Source organism: Polaromonas sp. JS666 (assembly GCF_000013865.1).
Taxonomy (GTDB): domain Bacteria; phylum Pseudomonadota; class Gammaproteobacteria; order Burkholderiales; family Burkholderiaceae_C; genus Polaromonas.
On the sequence record NC_007948.1, the window covers coordinates 4,707,769 to 4,725,060 of the forward strand.

Genomic DNA, 17,292 nt, shown 5'->3' on the forward strand with positions numbered 1-17,292 from the left:
TTTATCCTTTGAGATGGAAGAACTGCCGGATCGCGGCCACGGCGCGGTCCACACCGGCAGCGTCCACATCGAGGTGCGTGACAAAACGCAGGCGATACAGGCCCGTGGCCTGAATGCCGTGATCGGCCAGGTACTTGAGCAGGGCGGCAGATTTGTCGCGGGCCGCGCCGCTCAGGTCGACAAAGAGGATATTGGTCTCGGGCGCTTCCACGTGCAAGCCCTCAATCCCCGCCAGACCGTCGGCCAGTTGCCGGGCCAGCGCATGGTCCTGCGCCAGGCGTTCAATGTGATGGTCCAGCGCGTAGCTGGCGGCGGCCGCCAGCATGCCGGACTGGCGCATCGCGCCGCCGGCCATCTTGCGGACGCGGCGCGCCCGCGCAATGAACTCGCGCGAGCCGCACAGCGCGGAGCCCACGGGCGCGCCCAGCCCCTTGCTGAAACACACCGACACGCTGTCGAAACACTGGGCGATGCGCCTGGCTTCGGCGACGGCACTGTCGCGGGTAACTTCCGTTCGCACTGAGCCTGTCGAAGTGCCTGCAGCGGCTTCGACAAGCTCAGCCCGAACGGACAGTGCGGCTTGCGCCACGGCGGCGTTGAACAGCCGCGCGCCGTCCAGATGGCGGCTCAGGCCTTTGGCCTGCGCCAACTGCGTGGCCTGCTGCACATAGCCAAACGGCAACAGCTTGCCGCCCAGCGTGTTTTCCAGTGCCAGCAGTCGGGTGATCGCAAAATGCGGGTCATCGGGCTTGATGGCAGCTTCGATCTCGGCGACCGCCAGCGTGCCGTCGGGCTGGTGGTTCAGCGGCTGCGGCTGCACGCTGCCAAACACCGCCGCACCGCCGCCTTCCCAGCGGTAGCAGTGCGCCATCTGGCCGACGATGTATTCGTCGCCGCGCTGGCAGTGGCTCAAGATCGCGCAGAGGTTGCTCTGCGTGCCGGTGGGTACAAACAGCGCGGCCTCAAAGCCCAGCATGCCGGCAATTTTCTCCTGCAGCGCGTTGACGCTGGGGTCGTCGCCAAACACGTCGTCGCCCAGCGGCGCGGCCTGCATGGCTGCACGCATCGCGGCGCTGGGCTGGGTGACGGTGTCGCTGCGCAGATCAACAACCATTTCGGCCTCCCTTCCAATAAATTGGCGAGCTTTCAGCTATCAAATTCAGGGCAAACGAGGTCATGCCCGCTGCTCCAGGAAGTTCTTCAGCATGGCATGGCCGTGCTCGGTCAGGATGGATTCGGGGTGGAATTGCACGCCCTGAATGGGCAGCTCCTTGTGGCGCACGCCCATGATCTCGCCGTCGTCCGTCCACGCCGTGACGGCCAGCACGTCCGGGCAGGACGACTTCTCGATGGCCAGCGAGTGGTAGCGGTTCACGACAAACTGCTCCGGCAGTTCGGCGAACACACCTTGCTGCGTGGTGGTGATCACGCTGGTCTTGCCGTGCATGAGCTGCCGGGCCCGGATGATCTTGCCGCCAAACGCCGCGCCAATGCTCTGGTGGCCCAGGCAGACGCCCAGGATGGGCAGCTTGCCGGCGAAGTGCTGGATCGCCGCCACCGAAATACCGGCCTCGGCCGGCGAGCAAGGCCCGGGCGACACCACCAGGAGATCAGGCGCGCGCGCGGCGATGCCCTCCAGCGTGATCTCGTCGTTGCGAAAGACTTCAACCTCGGCGCCCAGCTCACCAAAGTACTGGACGATGTTGTAGGTGAAGCTGTCGTAGTTGTCGATCATCAGGAGTTTCATGATCCTGCCCCTTCTTTCAGGCGTGCGAATTCGCCCTGCTCAAACTCGATGAATGCGGCAATCATGGCGCGGTAGGTCGCCTCCATGACGGCCTCGGGGGCACCGGCCTGCCTGGCCTGCGCACGCACGCGGTCGATGATGAAATCGATGCGCGCCTGGTCGTAAACCTGATCCGCGCGCTGCTTGATGCGCGCGGCCTGGGCCACATAGCCGCTGCGCTCGGCCAGCAGGGCCACGATGCGGTCATCGAGCGCATCGATGTGCCGGCGCACGTCGGCCATGGTGTCGCAATGTTGGACGACTACCGTGCTCATTCCAGGCCCTCCTCGACCAGTTCGCTGGCGCGCAGCAAGGCGCGCGCCTTGGCTTCGGTTTCTTTCCATTCCAGCTCGGGCACCGAGTCAGCCACCACGCCGGCCGCCGCCTGCACATACAGGGTCTGGTCCTTGATGATGCCGGTGCGGATCGCAATGGCCACGTCCATGTCGCCCGCATAACTGAGGTAACCGCAGGCGCCGCCATACAGGCCGCGCTTGGTGGGCTCCAGCTGGTCGATCAGTTCCATCGCATGCACCTTGGGCGCGCCGGTCAGCGTGCCGGCCGGGAAGGTCGCCTTGAGCACATCCATGCTGGTCATGCCATCGAGCAAGACGCCTTCGACGTTGCTCACGATGTGCATCACATGGCTGTAGCGCTCCACCGCAAAGGCTTCGGTCACCTTGACGGTGCCGGTTTTGGCGATGCGGCCGATGTCGTTGCGCGCCAGGTCGATCAGCATCACGTGCTCGGCGCGCTCCTTCGGGTCATTGACCAGCTCCTGCTCGACCGCCTTGTCAGCCTCGATGGACGAAGCGCGCGGGCGGGTGCCGGCCAGGGGCCGGATCGTGATCTTCTGCTCGAACTGGGCCCCCACGCTCGTCACTGGCGTGTACTCGCTGCCCCCCGAGGGGGCGTTCGCGTCTTGGGGCGGCCCGGCGACGCGAGCCACCTGCTCCTGCCGCACCAGAATCTCAGGCGACGCCCCCACCACATGGAAGTCGCCAAAGTGGTAGTAGTACATGTAGGGCGAGGGGTTGAGCGCGCGCAGCGCCCGGTACAGGCTCAGCGGCGACTCGGTGTAGCGCTTCTTGATGCGCTGGCCCACCTGCACCTGCATGAAATCGCCGGCCTCGATCAGCCGCTTGGCGCGCTCTACCGCGGCAATGTAGTCGGCCTTGGCAAAGTCACGCTCGGCCGGATAGCCCTGCGAGGGCTTGACGACCGGCGCGCTGACGGAGTATTTGAGCTGCTCCTTGAGCTCACGCAGGCGCTTCTTGGCGTTGGCAAAGGCCTCGGGCTGGGCCGGATCCGCGTACACGATCAGGTAGAGCTTGCCCGAGAGGTTGTCGATCACGGCCAGTTCTTCGCACTGCAGCAGCATGATGTCGGGGCAGCCCAGCGTGTCCGGCGGGCAGGAGGCTTCGAGTTTTTTCTCGATGTAGCGCACCGTGTCATAGCCAAAGTAACCGGCCAGTCCGCCGCAAAAGCGCGGCAGGCCGGGCCTGAGCGCGACCTTGAACCGTTTTTGGTAGTCACTGATGAAATCCAGCGGATTGACTCGCGAGGTTTCGATGACCCGGCCGTCCTTCACCACCTCGGTGAGCATGTCGGCCCCGAAGCCCGAGCAGCGTATCAGCGTACGCGCGGGCAAGCCAATAAAGCTGTAGCGGCCAAAACGCTCGCCACCCACCACCGACTCCAGCAAAAAGCTGAACTTGCCGCCGTCTTTGGCGTTGGCAAGCTTGAGGTAGAGCGACAGCGGGGTTTCGAGATCGGCAAACGCCTCCAGCATCAGCGGAATGCGGTTGTAGCCCTGGCTGGCCAGGCTTTTAAATTCGAGTTCAGTAATCACTGTGGGTCCTTCATCAGGGCGGCGCGTTGTGGACGCCTGCGCCTGTCATTCAAAACGCCCCGAAGTCCGGGGCCGGGATGCTCGTTGCGTGGCGCACGAGCGCATCAATTCAGGAGGGTGCGGAGCCTGCAGCAAAGGCACGGTCAGGCTATACGGCTGACACGTCTGCGCCTCAGGCGTGCGCGAGATGACAGGTACGCCAGGGCCAGGCTCCCCGGCCTGCACAACCTGTTTGAATGATGCGATGAATGAACATGTAGCCCAAAGTGTAGCAAAGAAGACCCTGACCGAAAGGGCCATCGTGGCAATTCGGGGAGTCCGGGAAATTTCGGTAAATGGGCAGACTCCCCTAATCAGCAGCAGGCAGCCCCACCCATCTGGCAAACCCTATAGCCGCCAGCGCGTCGCGGGCTTGAAAATAGCCCCACAAAAAAGAACGACCGTTCTATTTAACCCCGTTGGAGACTTTCATGACTTTGCCTTTGTCTTTGTATAAGCAGTGCATCACCGGCCTGGCCGGGCTGGTGCTGTCACTTGGCGTGCTGGCCGCGCCGGTGGAAATTTCGGGGGTCAAACTGGAGGACGCGCTGGACCTTCAGGGCACGAAACTCCAGCTCAATGGCGCGGGCATCCGCTACAAGGCGGTGTTCAAGGTCTATGTGGCGGGCCTGTACCTGGGCAAGAAGGCCGCCACGCCGGAAGAGGTGTACGCGGCACCGGGCCCCAAGCGCCTGAGCATCACGCTGCTGCGCGAGATTGATTCCAACGAGCTTGGCAAGGCATTCACCAAGGGCATTGAAGACAACACGCCCAAGGGCGAGATGTCCAGGCTGATCCCGGGCCTGATCAGGATGGGCCAGATCTTTGCCGACCAGAAAAAGCTGCTGCCCGGCGAAAATTTCACCATTGACTGGATTCCCGGCACGGGCACGGTGCTCACCGTCAAGGGCAAGCAGCAGGGCGAGCCGTTCCGGGAAATTGAATTTTTCAATGCCCTGATGCGCATCTGGCTGGGCCCGCAACCCGCAGACTGGAGGCTGAAAGAGGCCCTGCTGAGTAAAGGCTGAAAGCGATGTGCTGACCGCCTCCCGGTCGGCACACCTCTTCAGCGACCGGCTTGACGCCCGACGCTTAAATCGCGACACCCGCGGTGCTCGCCAGGTATTTCTCCAGCACACCCAGCTCTTCCGCCGTGGGCGCGCCTTTGCCGCTGATGACGGCATAGATGTTTCCCCGGAAGCCGTCGCGCGGGTAGTAGCTGAGGTAACCCCAGCCGATCAGCATCTGGTTGAAGGCGCTTGGCGAGAAACTTGCACTCGCGCCCGCCACCAGGGCAGAGTTCACACGCAGCTTTTGCGAGCCGGGCGCGCAGGTGAACGACACCACGGACGGCACATTGACGGGCAGCTTGGTGGAGCTGGCCAGTTGCACGGTCTGCCCGCTGGCATCCACCCATTTCGCGCCAGGGCAGCTGTTGGTGAAATTGAGCTCTGACGTGAAGCGGGCCTCGGCCTGTGACGCCTGAAACAGCACACCGGTGTTGTACTGGCCGGGCACGCTCACCGCCGCGATGACAAAGTGCGAATCCTCCAGGTTGTACGGCACCCGGTTTCTGGGGTTGGGCTGGATGCCTTGCATCTTGAGCGACTTCTTGCACCAGAAACCCCAGGTGTTGTAGACCGCATGGTCCGAGTTCTTTTTGCCGTTGGTCACGCGCATCACGGGCACCGACATCGCGCCCATGCCGCCATTGGCCTTGTTGACCCAGTTGATCATTTCCATGGCGTTGCCGGCGCTGGAGCCAAAGCCGGAGTCGGAGATGGCGCGCACCGGCTCGCCGGCGGCGGCGGGGGCGCCCTGCAGGTAGTCGGTGTACCCGTCGGCGAGATCCCATTTGGCGGCGCTGTATTTCGCCAGGATCGCCATCGCGGCGCCCGGCAGGCTGGTGGCCGCATAGGCGACCGGGTCATTGAGCGAATAGATTTTGCGCTGGGGCGGAACCTGGCCTGACAGCTGGCCATCGCTGGTATAGGTCAGCGTCGCGATGCGGTTGGACTCGGGCACGTAGGTGAACGTGTCCTGGCCGTTCGCGCCGGCGGGAATGATCAGCACCGTTTTGCTGAACGTGCCGCCGTTGTTCGACGACACCCCAATGCTCACGGGCGCCGCCAGATTCCCGCGGGCATAGACCGTGATGGTGATGGACGTGCCCGCCAGCGCATAACCCGGCCCGTCGTCAAACAGCACGGCTTTGGCGATCCCGGCGGACGCCTTCAGCGGGCCCGAGACCGACGGCTCCAGCGTCTTGTTCTGGTGCCAGCCCGGCACATGGTTGATCGCGTAATTGCGGATGGGCCAGTGGTTGCCACCCATCCAGCTGTAGATTTCGCAACCGGCTGCACGTGCATAGCTCACGGCCCTGGAGAACATGGCCTGCCACCGCAGGTCATCGATCGGCATGCCCGTTTCGGTCAAGGCCAACTTGACACCGTTGGCCTTGGCCCAGTCCGTGGCAATCTTGATGCGGTCGGCGCCAGTCGACTCCGTGATGGAGCCCACGCCAAAGCCTGCGCTGTAGTTCTTGGCCACTTCGGTGTCATAGTCAAAGGCAGCGCCATTGCTGTATGCATCCAGGTACATGTGGACTTCGTAGATGAGGTTGCGGCCCATCAGCGGGAAACCCGGATTCTTGATTCCGACGAACATCGCCGAGTCCCACAGATTCCCCGCCACATAGATGGGATTGGCGGCGTCGATGGTGCGAATCGCATTGATGGCGGCCTGCGCAAAGGCCGGCCAGATCGTCAGGTCTTCGGCGGTTTTGACGGCGTCTTCATTCCAAGCCACGATGCCGCCGGGCTGAGGCATGTCGTGCGGTTCGTTCATCAGGCCGTAACCGCCAAAACCGGGGTGGCTGCCCCACTTGGCCGCAACACGTGTCCAGAAATCCGTGAAGTGGGCTCGCGTGAGTGTGGCACCCGCGGCCAGCGCAAAAATCCGCTTGCGTACCTGCGTGTTGTCGGTCGTGTACGGCCTGATCAGCGGATCCGACGGAACCGTCAGACCAATCACGGAGCCATCGGCCTGGTACTTGAAGTCCTGGTAGCGGCAGTAGTTGTGGTTGTCGATGATGCATTTGGTGCCCGCTGCCGCATGCGCGTCCAGCACGCCGGTGATGTAGGACTCGTACCCCGCATGAAACGCGCCCGGGTTGCCGATGGCAGCGATGGCCGCGGCATTGGCATAGGTATCGGGCAGCATGGGCTGCAACAGCTCCCACTGGATGGGCAGGCGGTTCTTGGCGTAGCCATTGGCCGCCAGGTAAGCGACGTCCTGCGCACGGGGCACGGTGAAGTTCAGGTTGGGCGCCGTGCTCATGCCGTAGCGCAAACCAGGCTTGGCCCACTCCATGCCGGAGAGATTGGTGCCCATGGGCACGCCCGAAATCGTGGTCGTTGGAGGGGGCGTGGTGGTCCCGCCCGGGACGGTCTTGATGGGGCGGCCGGCCGAGGCCACGCCGAGGCCTCCGAGAGCGGCGACGGCAACGGCGGCCTTTGAAAATTCACGTCTTTGCATGGAAATCCTTAAATTTGCGGAACGGATGGGCGCTTCCTGCGCCAGGGGCCGGCCTGACAAATGGGTAAATCGACAAGTCAGCAAATTCACGCTTGTTACAGCGGGCCGGTGTACTGTGCAGCCATTCGCGCAAGCTCAGCAGTTGTGTGTGCTGGCGCACACTATTTGTAAGAATCCGCCTACGCGCGTTAAGGTCGTTTTGGCTTTGGTCGCGCGCCAGGTTGTAGGAGCATTCCTACGGCCCGTTTGAAGCTTTCGTGCTCGTTTTACAGTGGCGAACTTCTTCCATTCACCATAAAGTTCACGAATTCCGGAAAAATCTTTGTAGGAACAATCCTACAAACCATCTGGCACCGCAAACACTTGGGCGACACCGTGGATGTAGGACGAAACTTACAGACAATGAGCCACCGCAAGCTCATCAATAAAGTGCCGATAAACGAGCCAAATTCAGGAAAAGAAGGCCGGATTTGGGCTGGAAGCAACAGCCAAAATGTTATCAACCACAGATTTACGCAACATAACGTAATGAGTTCATTACAGTTTTAAAAGCTTTGTCACCCAAGCTGACCACTTTCCGGGGTCGGCCGGTGGAATGCGCGCCGCAAGGGCTTCAAGCAAGGCGTTAAATGCGGGGCTGAATTCCCCGCCTCGTTCAGGCCGAGGCCGCCCCCGCCACGGCGGCCATTGCAAACTGCAGTTGCGCCAGCGAGTCGATAAACCCATCCGCATCCACAGCGCGCACCGGCTCGCCGTGGTTGTAGCCGTAGGTGACCAGCACCACGGGACAACCGGCCGCGCGGGCCGCCTGGGCATCATTGCTGGAGTCGCCAATCACCAAGGTGCGGTCCGGGCGGGTTCCCAGGGCCTCGCAGGTTTTCAGCAGAGGCAGCGGATCAGGCTTCTTGCGCTCGAACGAATCCCCGCCAAACACCTCGGTGAAAAAACCGTCCAGCCCCTTGAGTTCGATCAGCGCGCGCGCAAAGGCAGCCGGTTTGTTGGTCACGCAGGCCAGCTTGAGCCCGGCCCGCTGCAGCACCCGCAGCCCTTCCGGCACACCGGGGTAAACCGCCGAGTGCAGGCCATTGATGCGGTCATAGTGCCCTTGGTAGCCGGCATAGGCGCGGTCGCAGTTTTCTGCTGAATTAACAGGGGGTGACATCCCGCTGTCCTGGGCCTGGAGGTGATTCAATACGGACCGGATCAGATGCTCAGAGCCCTTGCCGACCATGGAGCCCACCGTGGCGGCATCAACCCGACGGGTTTCGCCGCCCGGGACCGGCAGATCGGCCAGCATCAGGTTGAGCGCGGCCACAAAGTCTCCCACGGTGTCCACCATGGTGCCGTCCAGATCGACAATCGCGGCGTCAAAAGCACCGGGGTCCAGGTGAAAAGCGCGGTCGGCCATCAAAGAGAGTCCTTTCATTGGCGGGCTCGCCCGCTCCTGACGGCCCGGCGCAGGCAGTCGAGCATGTGCTGCTCATCGAGCGGCTTTTCCAGCCAGTCGGAAATCTCCAGCGCCCGCCGCTCGGCGCGCAACTGCACCTCTTCCGGCGTCACCGACAGCACCACGACGGGCAAGCCGGCGGTGCGTTTGTCCCGGCGCAACTCGGCAATCAGATCCAGACCATTTTCATGGGGCAGTTTGATGTCAACGGTCATTGCCGCATAGGACTCCATCTTGAGGTAGTCGCGTGCCTGCGCCGCCGTGTGGGCCACATCCGCATCAAAACCGCCTTTGTCCAGCATCATGCCAATCAGCTTTGCAACATCCGGATCGTCCTCACACACCAGAATCCGGGGCCGGGCCACCGCATCGAGGCTCATCGGGGCCGTCACGGGCGGCGCCTCCTTCCATTCCGGCAATTCGAAAAAGAAAGTCGTTCCCACGTTCTGCTCCGTCGTGAAGCCAATGCTGCCTTCCATGCGCTCCAGCATGGCCTTGGAAATGCTGAGGCCCAGGCCGGTTCCGCCCCGCTGGCGCGTGTCAGACGCGTCAGCCTGGGAAAACTTCTGGAAGATGTGCTGGCGAAACTCTTCAGGTATGCCAGGTCCCTTGTCGCTGATCTCGACGCGTACGCGCCCCGCCCCACTGCGCAGCAGAACCTGCACCGTACCTTCCGCCGGGGAGAACTTGATGGCGTTCGACAGCAGGTTGGTCACCACCTGGGTCAGGCGATCGCTGTCCACGTTGACGAGCACCGGACGACGGCCGGTACGCAGCACCAGCTTCACCTGGTGCTGCGCGGCGAAGCCCTCGTTCGCGGCAAGCACCTGCTCCAGCAGGGGATCCAGCTCCACCGGCTGCATCTCAAAGCGCATTTTTCCGGACTCGATTTTCTCGCTATCAAGAATGTCGTTGATCAGGCGTATGAGCCGTTCACAGTTGTTCTTGGCAATGCCCACCAGCGCTTTCGCCTTCTCCGGCAACTCGCCGGTGACGCCGCCCCAGACCAGCCCCAGCGAGCCGCGTATGGACGTGAGGGGGGTACGCAATTCGTGGCTGACGGTGGAGACGAACTCGCTTTTCATGCGGTCAATGCGCTTGAGTTCGGTGACATCGTTGCCCAGCGCGAAGAATCCGATGGCCTGGTCCCACGCCTTGCCCTCACCGTAGCGCGGAAAATAATTCATCACGTATTCGCGGCGCCCGCCGCCCACGCTCACCTGCTCACGCTCATACCGCACCGAATAACCCGCCAGCGCTTCCGCGACGTGGTCTTTCACCCCTGCGTAAAACTCCTCCCCCATCACCTCCAGCAGGGTTTTCTGGTGAATTTGCTCGTGTGTCAGGCCAAATGCCTCTTCATAGGCCTTGTTGTGGAACTGGAGGCGCTGGTCTTTGTCCACATAGGCAATCAGCGCAGGAACGGTATCCGTCAGCTGGCGCAGCTGCGCTTCGCTGTCGCGCAATGCCTGGCTGATCCGCCTGCTTTCGGTGATGTCGCGAATGATGGCCGTAAACAGCCGCTGCCCGCCCACATGGACATCTCCGAAAGACACATGGACCGGAAATTCGGTGCCGTCGCGGCGCACCCCGCTGACTTCGGTGCCGGACTCCCTGAAACCGCGGGGGCGGCTGGCCAGGGCCTCATAGAACGCGGTGAAATCAGACTGGTAGCGCGCCGGCAGCAGCGTAGCCACCTGGCGACCGATCAGGTCGTCAAGCGTGTAGCCGAAGAGAGTTCTCGCGGCGCTGTTGGCACCGACAATGACACCTTGCGGGGTGGCCGTCATCACCCCTTCCGCCATGCTCTCGGTGATGGCCCGGCTCATGGCTTCGCTGTCGGAGAGCCTCGCCTCCACAAGACGGCGCTGGGCCTGAAAACGGCCGATCATCTGGATGGCCCATGCCAGGACGGCGAGCGAGAGCACGCCACCTGACAGGATCAACCACTCGACAGTCTGGGCGCTCTGCCGGGCTTCTTCTTTTGAGCGCCCCAGCGTCAGGGTCTCAGCGCTTTTGATGCGCTGCGCCAAACCGTCAATCTCCTGGTGAAGCTGACGGTTCAGGTCACTGCCGACCAGGGCCGCGGCAGCCTCCAGCCCCGCCTGTTGCCGGGCCGCGATGGTCTGCTCCATCAGTTCAACCCGACGGGCGATCAGGTTTTTCAGCGCGAGCATATCCTGCCACTGACCCGTTGGCGTTTGCCCGGAGGACACGCGCAGCAGCACCTGTTGGATACCGGCCCGGGCCTGCCGGTACGTCATCAGGTCATTTGCCGTATGGGTGAGGAGGTAGCGCCGCTGCAGGGACTCCGCGGTTTTGAACTGGGAAACGACTTCCTCCAGAAGCAGTACTGTTTCCCGGGTTTGCGTCTCCTGCTGTGCATCACTGATCAGCGCATTGATCGTGAGGTACGACACCGCCGTGCTCAGGACGATCAGGGCCAGCCCCATGCCCAGGGCCAGGTTGACGGTTACGCGAAAGGGTAGCTTCATGGGTTTCGACCTGGTGATGGGACTCAATCAGCCAGGGGGTCGGTGACCGCGGAGCCCCCCCGAGCCGGCTCATCGGGACCGCGTTGTGCATCCGGCTGGATGCACCACCGCATCAAACGATGCATCGGCTGTTTATACACGTGTTATTCAGCTCATCAGGCCGATGGTGCTGGCGTCGGTCGCCGATCGCCCGGCGCCTGCATTACTGCGGCCCTACCACCGTCCGCACAGCCTCCAGCAGGGAATCGATCTCGACGGGCTTGGTGACATAGCCATTGGCGCCCCCCGCCAGGCCTTTCAGAACAGACTCCCGGGTTGCCTTGGCTGTCAGCATGATGACGGGCACATCCTTGAGTGCCGGGTGCGCACGAATCCTGAGCAGAATGTCAAAGCCATCGGCATCGGGAAGCATCACATCGAGAAGAACGAGATCGGGCCTCGGCGGTTTACGAAACTCGGCCACGACCTCGGCACGAGACCCGGCGACCCGCACATCAAACCCTTCAAAAGTCAGATACTGGCTCAGGAAGCTGGACAGAAGCGGGTCGTCATCCACAACAATGGCCGATAAGCGCTGCCCCGGAGCGCGCGGGGGAGGCAACGCGCGCTTGTGCGCAATCCGGACGTAGTAGCTGGAGTTCTTGAGTGACGCGGCGCAGGCATCGGCTTCAGCGTTGGCCCGGGTCAACGCCATGGCGCTGAACCGGAACTGCCGCGACGCGGCAAAGGAATCCGGATGGACCACCGCCGCAAGGTTCTTGAAGACCAGCATCCGGAGCGTGTCATCGAATGTCTCGAGAGCCGCCGCACTCATGCCCTGCCGAATCTGCGCCAGCGTCAAAACACCGTCAAGTCGCACCAGCAATTCGACCTCGGGCGGTGAAATGGTGGTGACCGAACCACGCAGCTCCTGTTCGCCTTTCGAAGTAACCCCGTAAACATCGGTGTAGTCCAAGGTAGTGGCTCCTATCGTGACATACGGCGTGACATGCGCCTGAGTGCTGTCAAATTCTGGTGCTTGAGGGCCCGCCCATTCGCAAGCGACTCCCCAAAGCACGCCCGCAGGTTCTGGCGTACCAGCGTCTGCATATTACCCCGACCCCGGCGTCGGAATGATCAGGGCGCGGCGGCTTCGGGCGGCAGCCCGGCATGCAGTGCGGCAATCAATTCCCCAAGAGACACCTCCAGCGCTGCCAGCCGCCCATCAATGGCTTCACGCGGCTGGCTGCCCCCCAGGGCCTGCTCAAGCGCTTCGGCATCATGCGGCACGCGCGTTGCACCAATCTGCCCTGCCACCCCGCGCAACGAGTGGCTCAGCAGCTCTGCCGTTTTCAGCTCGCCGTCTTCCAGCGCCTGGCGGATGCGCGCGATCGTTTCCTGGTGGCTTTGCTGGAAGCGGCGGAGCATCGAGACGTACAGCGGGTTGAGCCCCATCGCGCGAGACAGTCCCAACGCCAGGTCCAACCCCGCCATGTGTTCGGGCAATGAAACATCGGCCGCATCCGCTGCCGCGGGTTCGGGCACAGCGGCGGCATCGGGCAACGCTTCCAGGCTCACAAGCGCCTTGCGAATCTGGACGGCTGCTTGCGTCCGCTCTGCGCCTGTCAGCCGGCCCAGGTCGATGTCCATGCGCAGTCCCGGCCTGTCACACCGGATGATGCTGGCGTCGCCGTCCCCTTCCATCGCGGCTTTATCAACGGCATAGATGGCAATGGGCTCGGCAAAACCCTTGGCCAGCAAGGGCTCCCGCGCATCAGCCAGGATTTCGCCCCGCACCAGGGCATAGGTTTCACTGGAGATCAGTATCTCGCCGGGCTCGGCGGCCTGCTCAAGCCTGGCCGCGAGATTCACCTCACGCCCGATGATGGTGTATTCCATGCGCAGCGCACTGCCGAAATTGCCCACGTCGCAGAAGCCGGAATTGATACCGATACGTATCTCGAACGTCTTGCTGATGTCCATGCTGCGCCAGCGCCGCTGCAAATCCTGCATGCGCCTTTGCATCGCCACCGCCATCCTCACGCACTGCAAGGCATCCCGGCGCGGCCCCAGGCTGTGCGGGTCGCCAAAAAATATGACGATGGCGTCGCCGATGAATTTGTCCAGCGTTGCGCCGTATTCCGCAGCGATCTGCGACATCTCGGCGAAATAGCTGTTCAGCAGCAGCGTGACTTCTTCGGGCTGCCATTGCGCCGTCGAGGCGGTGAAGTTCTTGATATCGGAAAAAAACACCGTCAGCCGCTTGCGCTGCGTCTGAATTTCAGCCTGGCGGGAACCATCGAACAGCGACTGGTAGACCTGCGGCGCCAGGTAGCGCGACAGCTGCTCTGACAAATCCTTCAGGCGCCTGGCATTGGCGCTGCGCTCCAGATGAAGCCTAACGCGGGCCAGCAGAATGGGCGGACTGATCGGCTTGGTGATGTAGTCGGTGGCACCCAGATCCAGCCCTTTTTGCTCATCCGCCACGCTGCCAAGGGCCGTGAGGAAAATGACCGGAATCTCCGCCGTGCGCGGGTCCTTGGCCAGCTGGCGCATGACTTCATAGCCGTCCATGTCCGGCATCATGACGTCCAGCAGGATGATCTCGGGGCGGGGTTCGCCCGTCGCCATCTGCAGGCCGGTCTCGCCAGCAGAAGCTGCGGCGACCTCGTATTGATCCTTCAGCAGGGTTTCGAGGAAGTAGCGGATATCAGCCGTGTCTTCAACGATAAGGACGCGGGAACGGCGCTGCACGGGTGCACGCATGGCACCGGCGCTGGAATGGAGCGGCTCGCCCGCTCCCGGCCTCGCTACGTCATCCATGGTCCGGCTCTTCCATTAAAACCAGGCGCCTCGGCTTCGCGATGGCGGCCCGGCACGCGGCTTCAGCTCGCCAGCGCAGTCCGCATCGCGTCAATCACCGCCTTGTAGTCGGGCTTGCCAAAAATGGCGCTGCCGGCCACAAAGGTATCGGCCCCGGCAGCGGCCACGCGCGCGATGTTGTCGGTCTTGATGCCGCCGTCGACTTCCAGGCGAATGTCCCTGCCCGACGCATCAATGCGTTTTCGTGCCTGCTCGATCTTGCGCAGGGCAGAATCGATGAAACTCTGCCCGCCAAAGCCGGGGTTGACGCTCATGATCAGGATCAGGTCGATGTCGTCGATGACCCAGTCCAGCACATCCATGGACGAGGCCGGATTGAACACCAGCCCGGCCTTGCAGCCCCTGGCCTTGATGGCCTGCACGCTGCGGTGCACATGGCCGGATGCTTCAGGGTGAAAACTGATCAGGTCGGCGCCTGCATCGGCAAACGCGGCGGCCAGCGCATCGACCGGCTGCACCATCAGGTGCACATCGATCGGCACTGCGGAGCCATCGGCCTTTTTGGCATGGGGCTTCAGCGCCTGGCAAATCATGGGCCCGAAGGTCAGGTTGGGCACGTAGTGGTTGTCCATCACGTCGAAGTGGATCCAGTCGGCCCCCGCTGCGATGACGGTCTCAAGTTCAGCACCGAGGCGGGCGAAGTCGGCGGACAAAATGGAGGGAGCAATCCGGTAGGTGGGCGGTGTGGTTTTACTCATGGGATGATTGTCGCAGCAAGCCGGCCCCGCTGCCGCAGGATCGTTACACCGGCACGGGGTGAGGCGGTTAACATGGACGCCCACAGCTTTTCCAGCCATGTCCAAATACCATTTTTCCTGCGAAGTCATACCCCAGTACCAGCCTGGCCAGTCAGCGCCCGAGGACGGGATTTACGGGTTTTCCTACACCGTCACGCTCACCAATACCGGCGATGTGGCCGCCCAACTGATTTCCCGCCACTGGCTCATCAGTGACGCCAACGGCCACACCGAAGAAGTCAAGGGACTGGGCGTCGTGGGGCATCAGCCGCTGCTCAAGCCGGGCGAATCCTTCCAGTACACCAGCGGCTCGCGCCTGCGCACGCCCAGCGGCACCATGCACGGCAGTTATTTTTGTGTGGCGGAAGACGGCACGCGGTTTGAGGTCGCCATCCCCATGTTTGTGCTGGAGGCACACCAGGGGGGCAATCCGGCCGGCCGCGTCCTGCATTGAACCGGCTGATGAAAGACCTGCCCACCCTGCTCGGTGCGCTGGACCCTGAGGCCGACCTGACCGGGCGCCACGTGTGGCTGATCAGCCTGTTCGCGTGGATCCGCGGTGACCAGACGTCCGTCGCGGCCGCGGTGGCGCGGGTTCAGGCCTTTCTGGAGGCGGTCGAGGCCCAGCCGGAATTTCAGCGGCGCCTGCAGGCCTGGTGGCAACAACTGATACAGACCCTGGACATCACCACCTTGCTGGCGGACTTTGGCTTTGCGCCCCGCACGGCTTTTGTCAGCGAACTCGGCGAGCGCCTGCGCCGCAAGATGCTGCCAGGCACGCCGGAAACCTCCGACGCGTCGGAGTTGTTCCCGCTGGTGGCATCGCGGCGTTTTGATGCCCAGTGGATGGCTGCCCTGGAAGAGCCGCAAATCGAGCGGCTGGCCCGCCTGCTCTCGGCCAACCCTCAACTGGACACACTGCACTGGCAGTACAGCCTGGTGGACGCCCTGACCTACTGCACGGCGCAGATCCGTGCCACCGGTTTCGCGCCGGAATTGCGGCTGCGCATGGACCGGGCTACGCCCCACGCGCGGGCTTTTCATGCCTTGCCTTCCGACGTCGAGGAACTGCGCAGCATTTTTTTCAGACCCGAACGCGACGAGGCGCAACTTCAGGCCGCGCTCACGCAGTACCGCGGACGGCTCGACGCCTGCCGCCAGGCGGTCAACAGCGTCTATGCGCACATCGAGGAGAACGGCATCTCGGTCGGCATGGTGTTCCGGCTGCGCCAGCTGCGCGAGCGCATGATGCGCGTGCGGGAACTGCTGGACGCCCTGCTCTCGCCCAAGCCGGCCATGGCCGCGCTCAAGCTGCTGGTGCGGCGGGTGATCATCGGACACGACAGTAAAAGCATAGGCGCGCTGATCAGCGCCAATTCCACCTTGCTGTCCGCCAAGATGGCCGAGCGCAGCGCCGAGACCGGCGAGCGCTACATCACGCGCAACCGCGAGGAATACCGCGAGATGCTGGGCAAGGCGATGGGCGGCGGTGCGGTCACGGCCTTCACCACGCTGCTCAAATTCATGGTGGTGGGCATCGGACTGTCGGCTTTCTGGAGCGGCTTCTGGGCCAGCGTGGCCTACGCCGGCACCTTCGTCATGATCCAGCTGCTGCATTTCACGCTGGCCACCAAGCAACCGGCGATGACAGCGCCCGCCATGGCCGCCAAGCTCAAGGACATCGGATCGGCCGAGGCCACGAATGCCGTGGAGGATTTTGTCGATGAGGTGACGCACCTGGTGCGCTCGCAGGTAGCGGCCGTGTTCGGCAATGTGTTCATGGTCGTGCCGGCCGTGCTGCTGATCAACGCGCTGATCCTGCTGCTGCTGGGCCATCCGATGATCAGCCACGATGAGGCCCGCCATATCCTGGCCACGCTGACCCTGCTGGGCCCGACGCTGCTCTGGGCGGCCTTCACCGGTGTGCTGCTGTTTTCCGCCAGCATGATCGCCGGCTGGGCCGAGAACTGGTTTGTACTGCACCGCCTCGACTCGGCGATGCGCCACAATCCGCGCTTCACCAGCGCGCTGGGCACCGAACGGGCCGCCCGCTGGTCTGCCTTTATGCGCGAGAACATCTCCGGCTTTGCCTCCAACATCGCGCTGGGCTTCATGCTGGGACTGATCCCGGCGTTCACCGGCTTCTTCGGCGTCGAGCTCGAAGCACGCCACGTCACCCTGTCCACGGGGCAGCTCGCGGCAGCCGGCGCCTCGCTCGGTCTTGAGGCCTTCAGGTTCCCGGCGATCTGGTGGTGCATGGCCGCGATTCCCCTGATTGGCGCATTGAACCTCGGCGTGAGCTTCTACCTCGCCTTCCGCCTGGCCCTGCAGGCGCACAACGTCAGCGGTGTGGACCGCGCCCGCATCCGCGCAGCCATCTGGGCCCGCTGGCGCACCCATCCGCGCAGCTTTTTCATGCCAGCGCAGTACCGTTGACAGCAAACCGGCAACTACCCGCCAGCCACCCGGCGATTTCAGGTCTTGTCCTACAGGACAGGCGCCATGACACCTGTAAATTAGTGCAACGCATCGTTGCC

At 63.0% G+C, this 17,292-nt stretch carries 13 protein-coding genes; 3 read left to right on the plus strand and 10 right to left on the minus strand.

Features of this window, described 5'->3' with window-relative positions:
• Position 1: 1 nt before the first annotated feature.
• Genes BPRO_RS22290 through BPRO_RS22305 form a run of 4 tightly spaced genes read right to left on the minus strand, consistent with a single transcriptional unit; the run spans position 2 to position 3,638 of the window.
• Entirely contained in the window at positions 2-1,114 is a 1,113-nt protein-coding gene (locus BPRO_RS22290) for a GntG family PLP-dependent aldolase (protein WP_011485329.1), read from the minus strand.
• A gap of 60 nt (positions 1,115-1,174) precedes the next feature.
• On the minus strand, positions 1,175-1,747 hold the full coding sequence (locus BPRO_RS22295) for an aminodeoxychorismate/anthranilate synthase component II (RefSeq protein ID WP_011485330.1): 573 nt from the start codon (positions 1,745-1,747) through the stop codon (positions 1,175-1,177).
• A complete protein-coding gene (locus BPRO_RS22300; RefSeq protein WP_011485331.1) occupies positions 1,744-2,061 on the minus strand; it encodes a chorismate mutase in 318 nt (105 codons plus the stop codon). The genes BPRO_RS22295 and BPRO_RS22300 overlap by 4 nt, the downstream gene beginning before the upstream one ends.
• Complete coding sequence (locus BPRO_RS22305; RefSeq protein ID WP_011485332.1) at positions 2,058-3,638, minus strand: anthranilate synthase component I family protein; 1,581 nt, start codon at positions 3,636-3,638, stop codon at positions 2,058-2,060. The genes BPRO_RS22300 and BPRO_RS22305 overlap by 4 nt, the downstream gene beginning before the upstream one ends.
• Positions 3,639-4,108: 470 nt before the next feature.
• Between BPRO_RS22305 and BPRO_RS22310 the strand changes: the two genes are divergently transcribed.
• On the plus strand, positions 4,109-4,705 hold the full coding sequence (locus BPRO_RS22310) for a chalcone isomerase family protein (protein ID WP_041389020.1): 597 nt from the start codon (positions 4,109-4,111) through the stop codon (positions 4,703-4,705).
• Between the two features lie 64 nt (positions 4,706-4,769).
• Here the strand turns inward: BPRO_RS22310 and BPRO_RS22315 are convergent, their stop codons facing one another.
• The 6 genes from BPRO_RS22315 to rpe all read right to left on the minus strand — a co-directional run bounded on the left by BPRO_RS22315 (position 4,770) and on the right by rpe (position 14,716).
• Positions 4,770-7,214, minus strand: a complete 2,445-nt coding sequence (locus BPRO_RS22315) for a glycoside hydrolase family 5 protein (protein ID WP_011485335.1) — start codon at positions 7,212-7,214, stop codon at positions 4,770-4,772.
• Between the two features lie 655 nt (positions 7,215-7,869).
• Entirely contained in the window at positions 7,870-8,640 is a 771-nt protein-coding gene (gph, locus tag BPRO_RS22320) for a phosphoglycolate phosphatase (protein WP_232291447.1), read from the minus strand.
• Positions 8,637-11,156, minus strand: coding sequence for a PAS domain S-box protein (locus tag BPRO_RS22325; protein WP_011485338.1), 2,520 nt, complete (start codon positions 11,154-11,156; stop codon positions 8,637-8,639). The genes gph and BPRO_RS22325 overlap by 4 nt, the downstream gene beginning before the upstream one ends.
• A gap of 202 nt (positions 11,157-11,358) precedes the next feature.
• Complete coding sequence (locus BPRO_RS28110; protein WP_011485339.1) at positions 11,359-12,111, minus strand: response regulator transcription factor; 753 nt, start codon at positions 12,109-12,111, stop codon at positions 11,359-11,361.
• A 161-nt stretch (positions 12,112-12,272) separates the two neighbouring features.
• Complete coding sequence (locus BPRO_RS22335; RefSeq protein ID WP_011485340.1) at positions 12,273-13,958, minus strand: adenylate/guanylate cyclase domain-containing protein; 1,686 nt, start codon at positions 13,956-13,958, stop codon at positions 12,273-12,275.
• Between the two features lie 62 nt (positions 13,959-14,020).
• Positions 14,021-14,716, minus strand: a complete 696-nt coding sequence (gene rpe, locus BPRO_RS22340; protein ID WP_011485341.1) for a ribulose-phosphate 3-epimerase — start codon at positions 14,714-14,716, stop codon at positions 14,021-14,023.
• A gap of 97 nt (positions 14,717-14,813) precedes the next feature.
• Here rpe and apaG point away from each other — a divergent pair, with 97 nt between their 5' ends.
• The gene (gene apaG, locus BPRO_RS22345) at positions 14,814-15,209 is read left to right on the plus strand and encodes a Co2+/Mg2+ efflux protein ApaG (RefSeq protein ID WP_011485342.1); all 396 of its coding nucleotides are present in this window, start codon (positions 14,814-14,816) and stop codon (positions 15,207-15,209) included.
• An 8-nt stretch (positions 15,210-15,217) separates the two neighbouring features.
• Positions 15,218-17,191: a site-specific recombinase gene (locus BPRO_RS22350; protein WP_011485343.1), complete on the plus strand. Its 1,974-nt coding sequence runs from the start codon at positions 15,218-15,220 to the stop codon at positions 17,189-17,191.
• The last annotated feature ends 101 nt before the right edge of the window (positions 17,192-17,292 follow it).

Excerpts from the sequence above, each read along its gene's own strand:
- BPRO_RS22300 (WP_011485331.1), bottom strand. The coding sequence starts at position 2,061 with ATGAGCACGGTAGTCGTCCAACATTGCGACACCATGGCCGACGTGCGC.
- BPRO_RS22325 (WP_011485338.1), bottom strand. The coding sequence starts at position 11,156 with ATGAAGCTACCCTTTCGCGTAACCGTCAACCTGGCCCTGGGCATGGGG.
- gph (WP_232291447.1), bottom strand. The coding sequence starts at position 8,640 with ATGAAAGGACTCTCTTTGATGGCCGACCGCGCTTTTCACCTGGACCCC.
- apaG (WP_011485342.1), top strand. The coding sequence starts at position 14,814 with ATGTCCAAATACCATTTTTCCTGCGAAGTCATACCCCAGTACCAGCCT.
- BPRO_RS22290 (WP_011485329.1), bottom strand. The coding sequence starts at position 1,114 with ATGGTTGTTGATCTGCGCAGCGACACCGTCACCCAGCCCAGCGCCGCG.
- rpe (WP_011485341.1), bottom strand. The coding sequence starts at position 14,716 with ATGAGTAAAACCACACCGCCCACCTACCGGATTGCTCCCTCCATTTTG.
- BPRO_RS22350 (WP_011485343.1), top strand. The coding sequence starts at position 15,218 with ATGAAAGACCTGCCCACCCTGCTCGGTGCGCTGGACCCTGAGGCCGAC.
- BPRO_RS22295 (WP_011485330.1), bottom strand. The coding sequence starts at position 1,747 with ATGAAACTCCTGATGATCGACAACTACGACAGCTTCACCTACAACATC.
- BPRO_RS22315 (WP_011485335.1), bottom strand. The coding sequence starts at position 7,214 with ATGCAAAGACGTGAATTTTCAAAGGCCGCCGTTGCCGTCGCCGCTCTC.
- BPRO_RS22310 (WP_041389020.1), top strand. The coding sequence starts at position 4,109 with ATGACTTTGCCTTTGTCTTTGTATAAGCAGTGCATCACCGGCCTGGCC.
- BPRO_RS22335 (WP_011485340.1), bottom strand. The coding sequence starts at position 13,958 with ATGGATGACGTAGCGAGGCCGGGAGCGGGCGAGCCGCTCCATTCCAGC.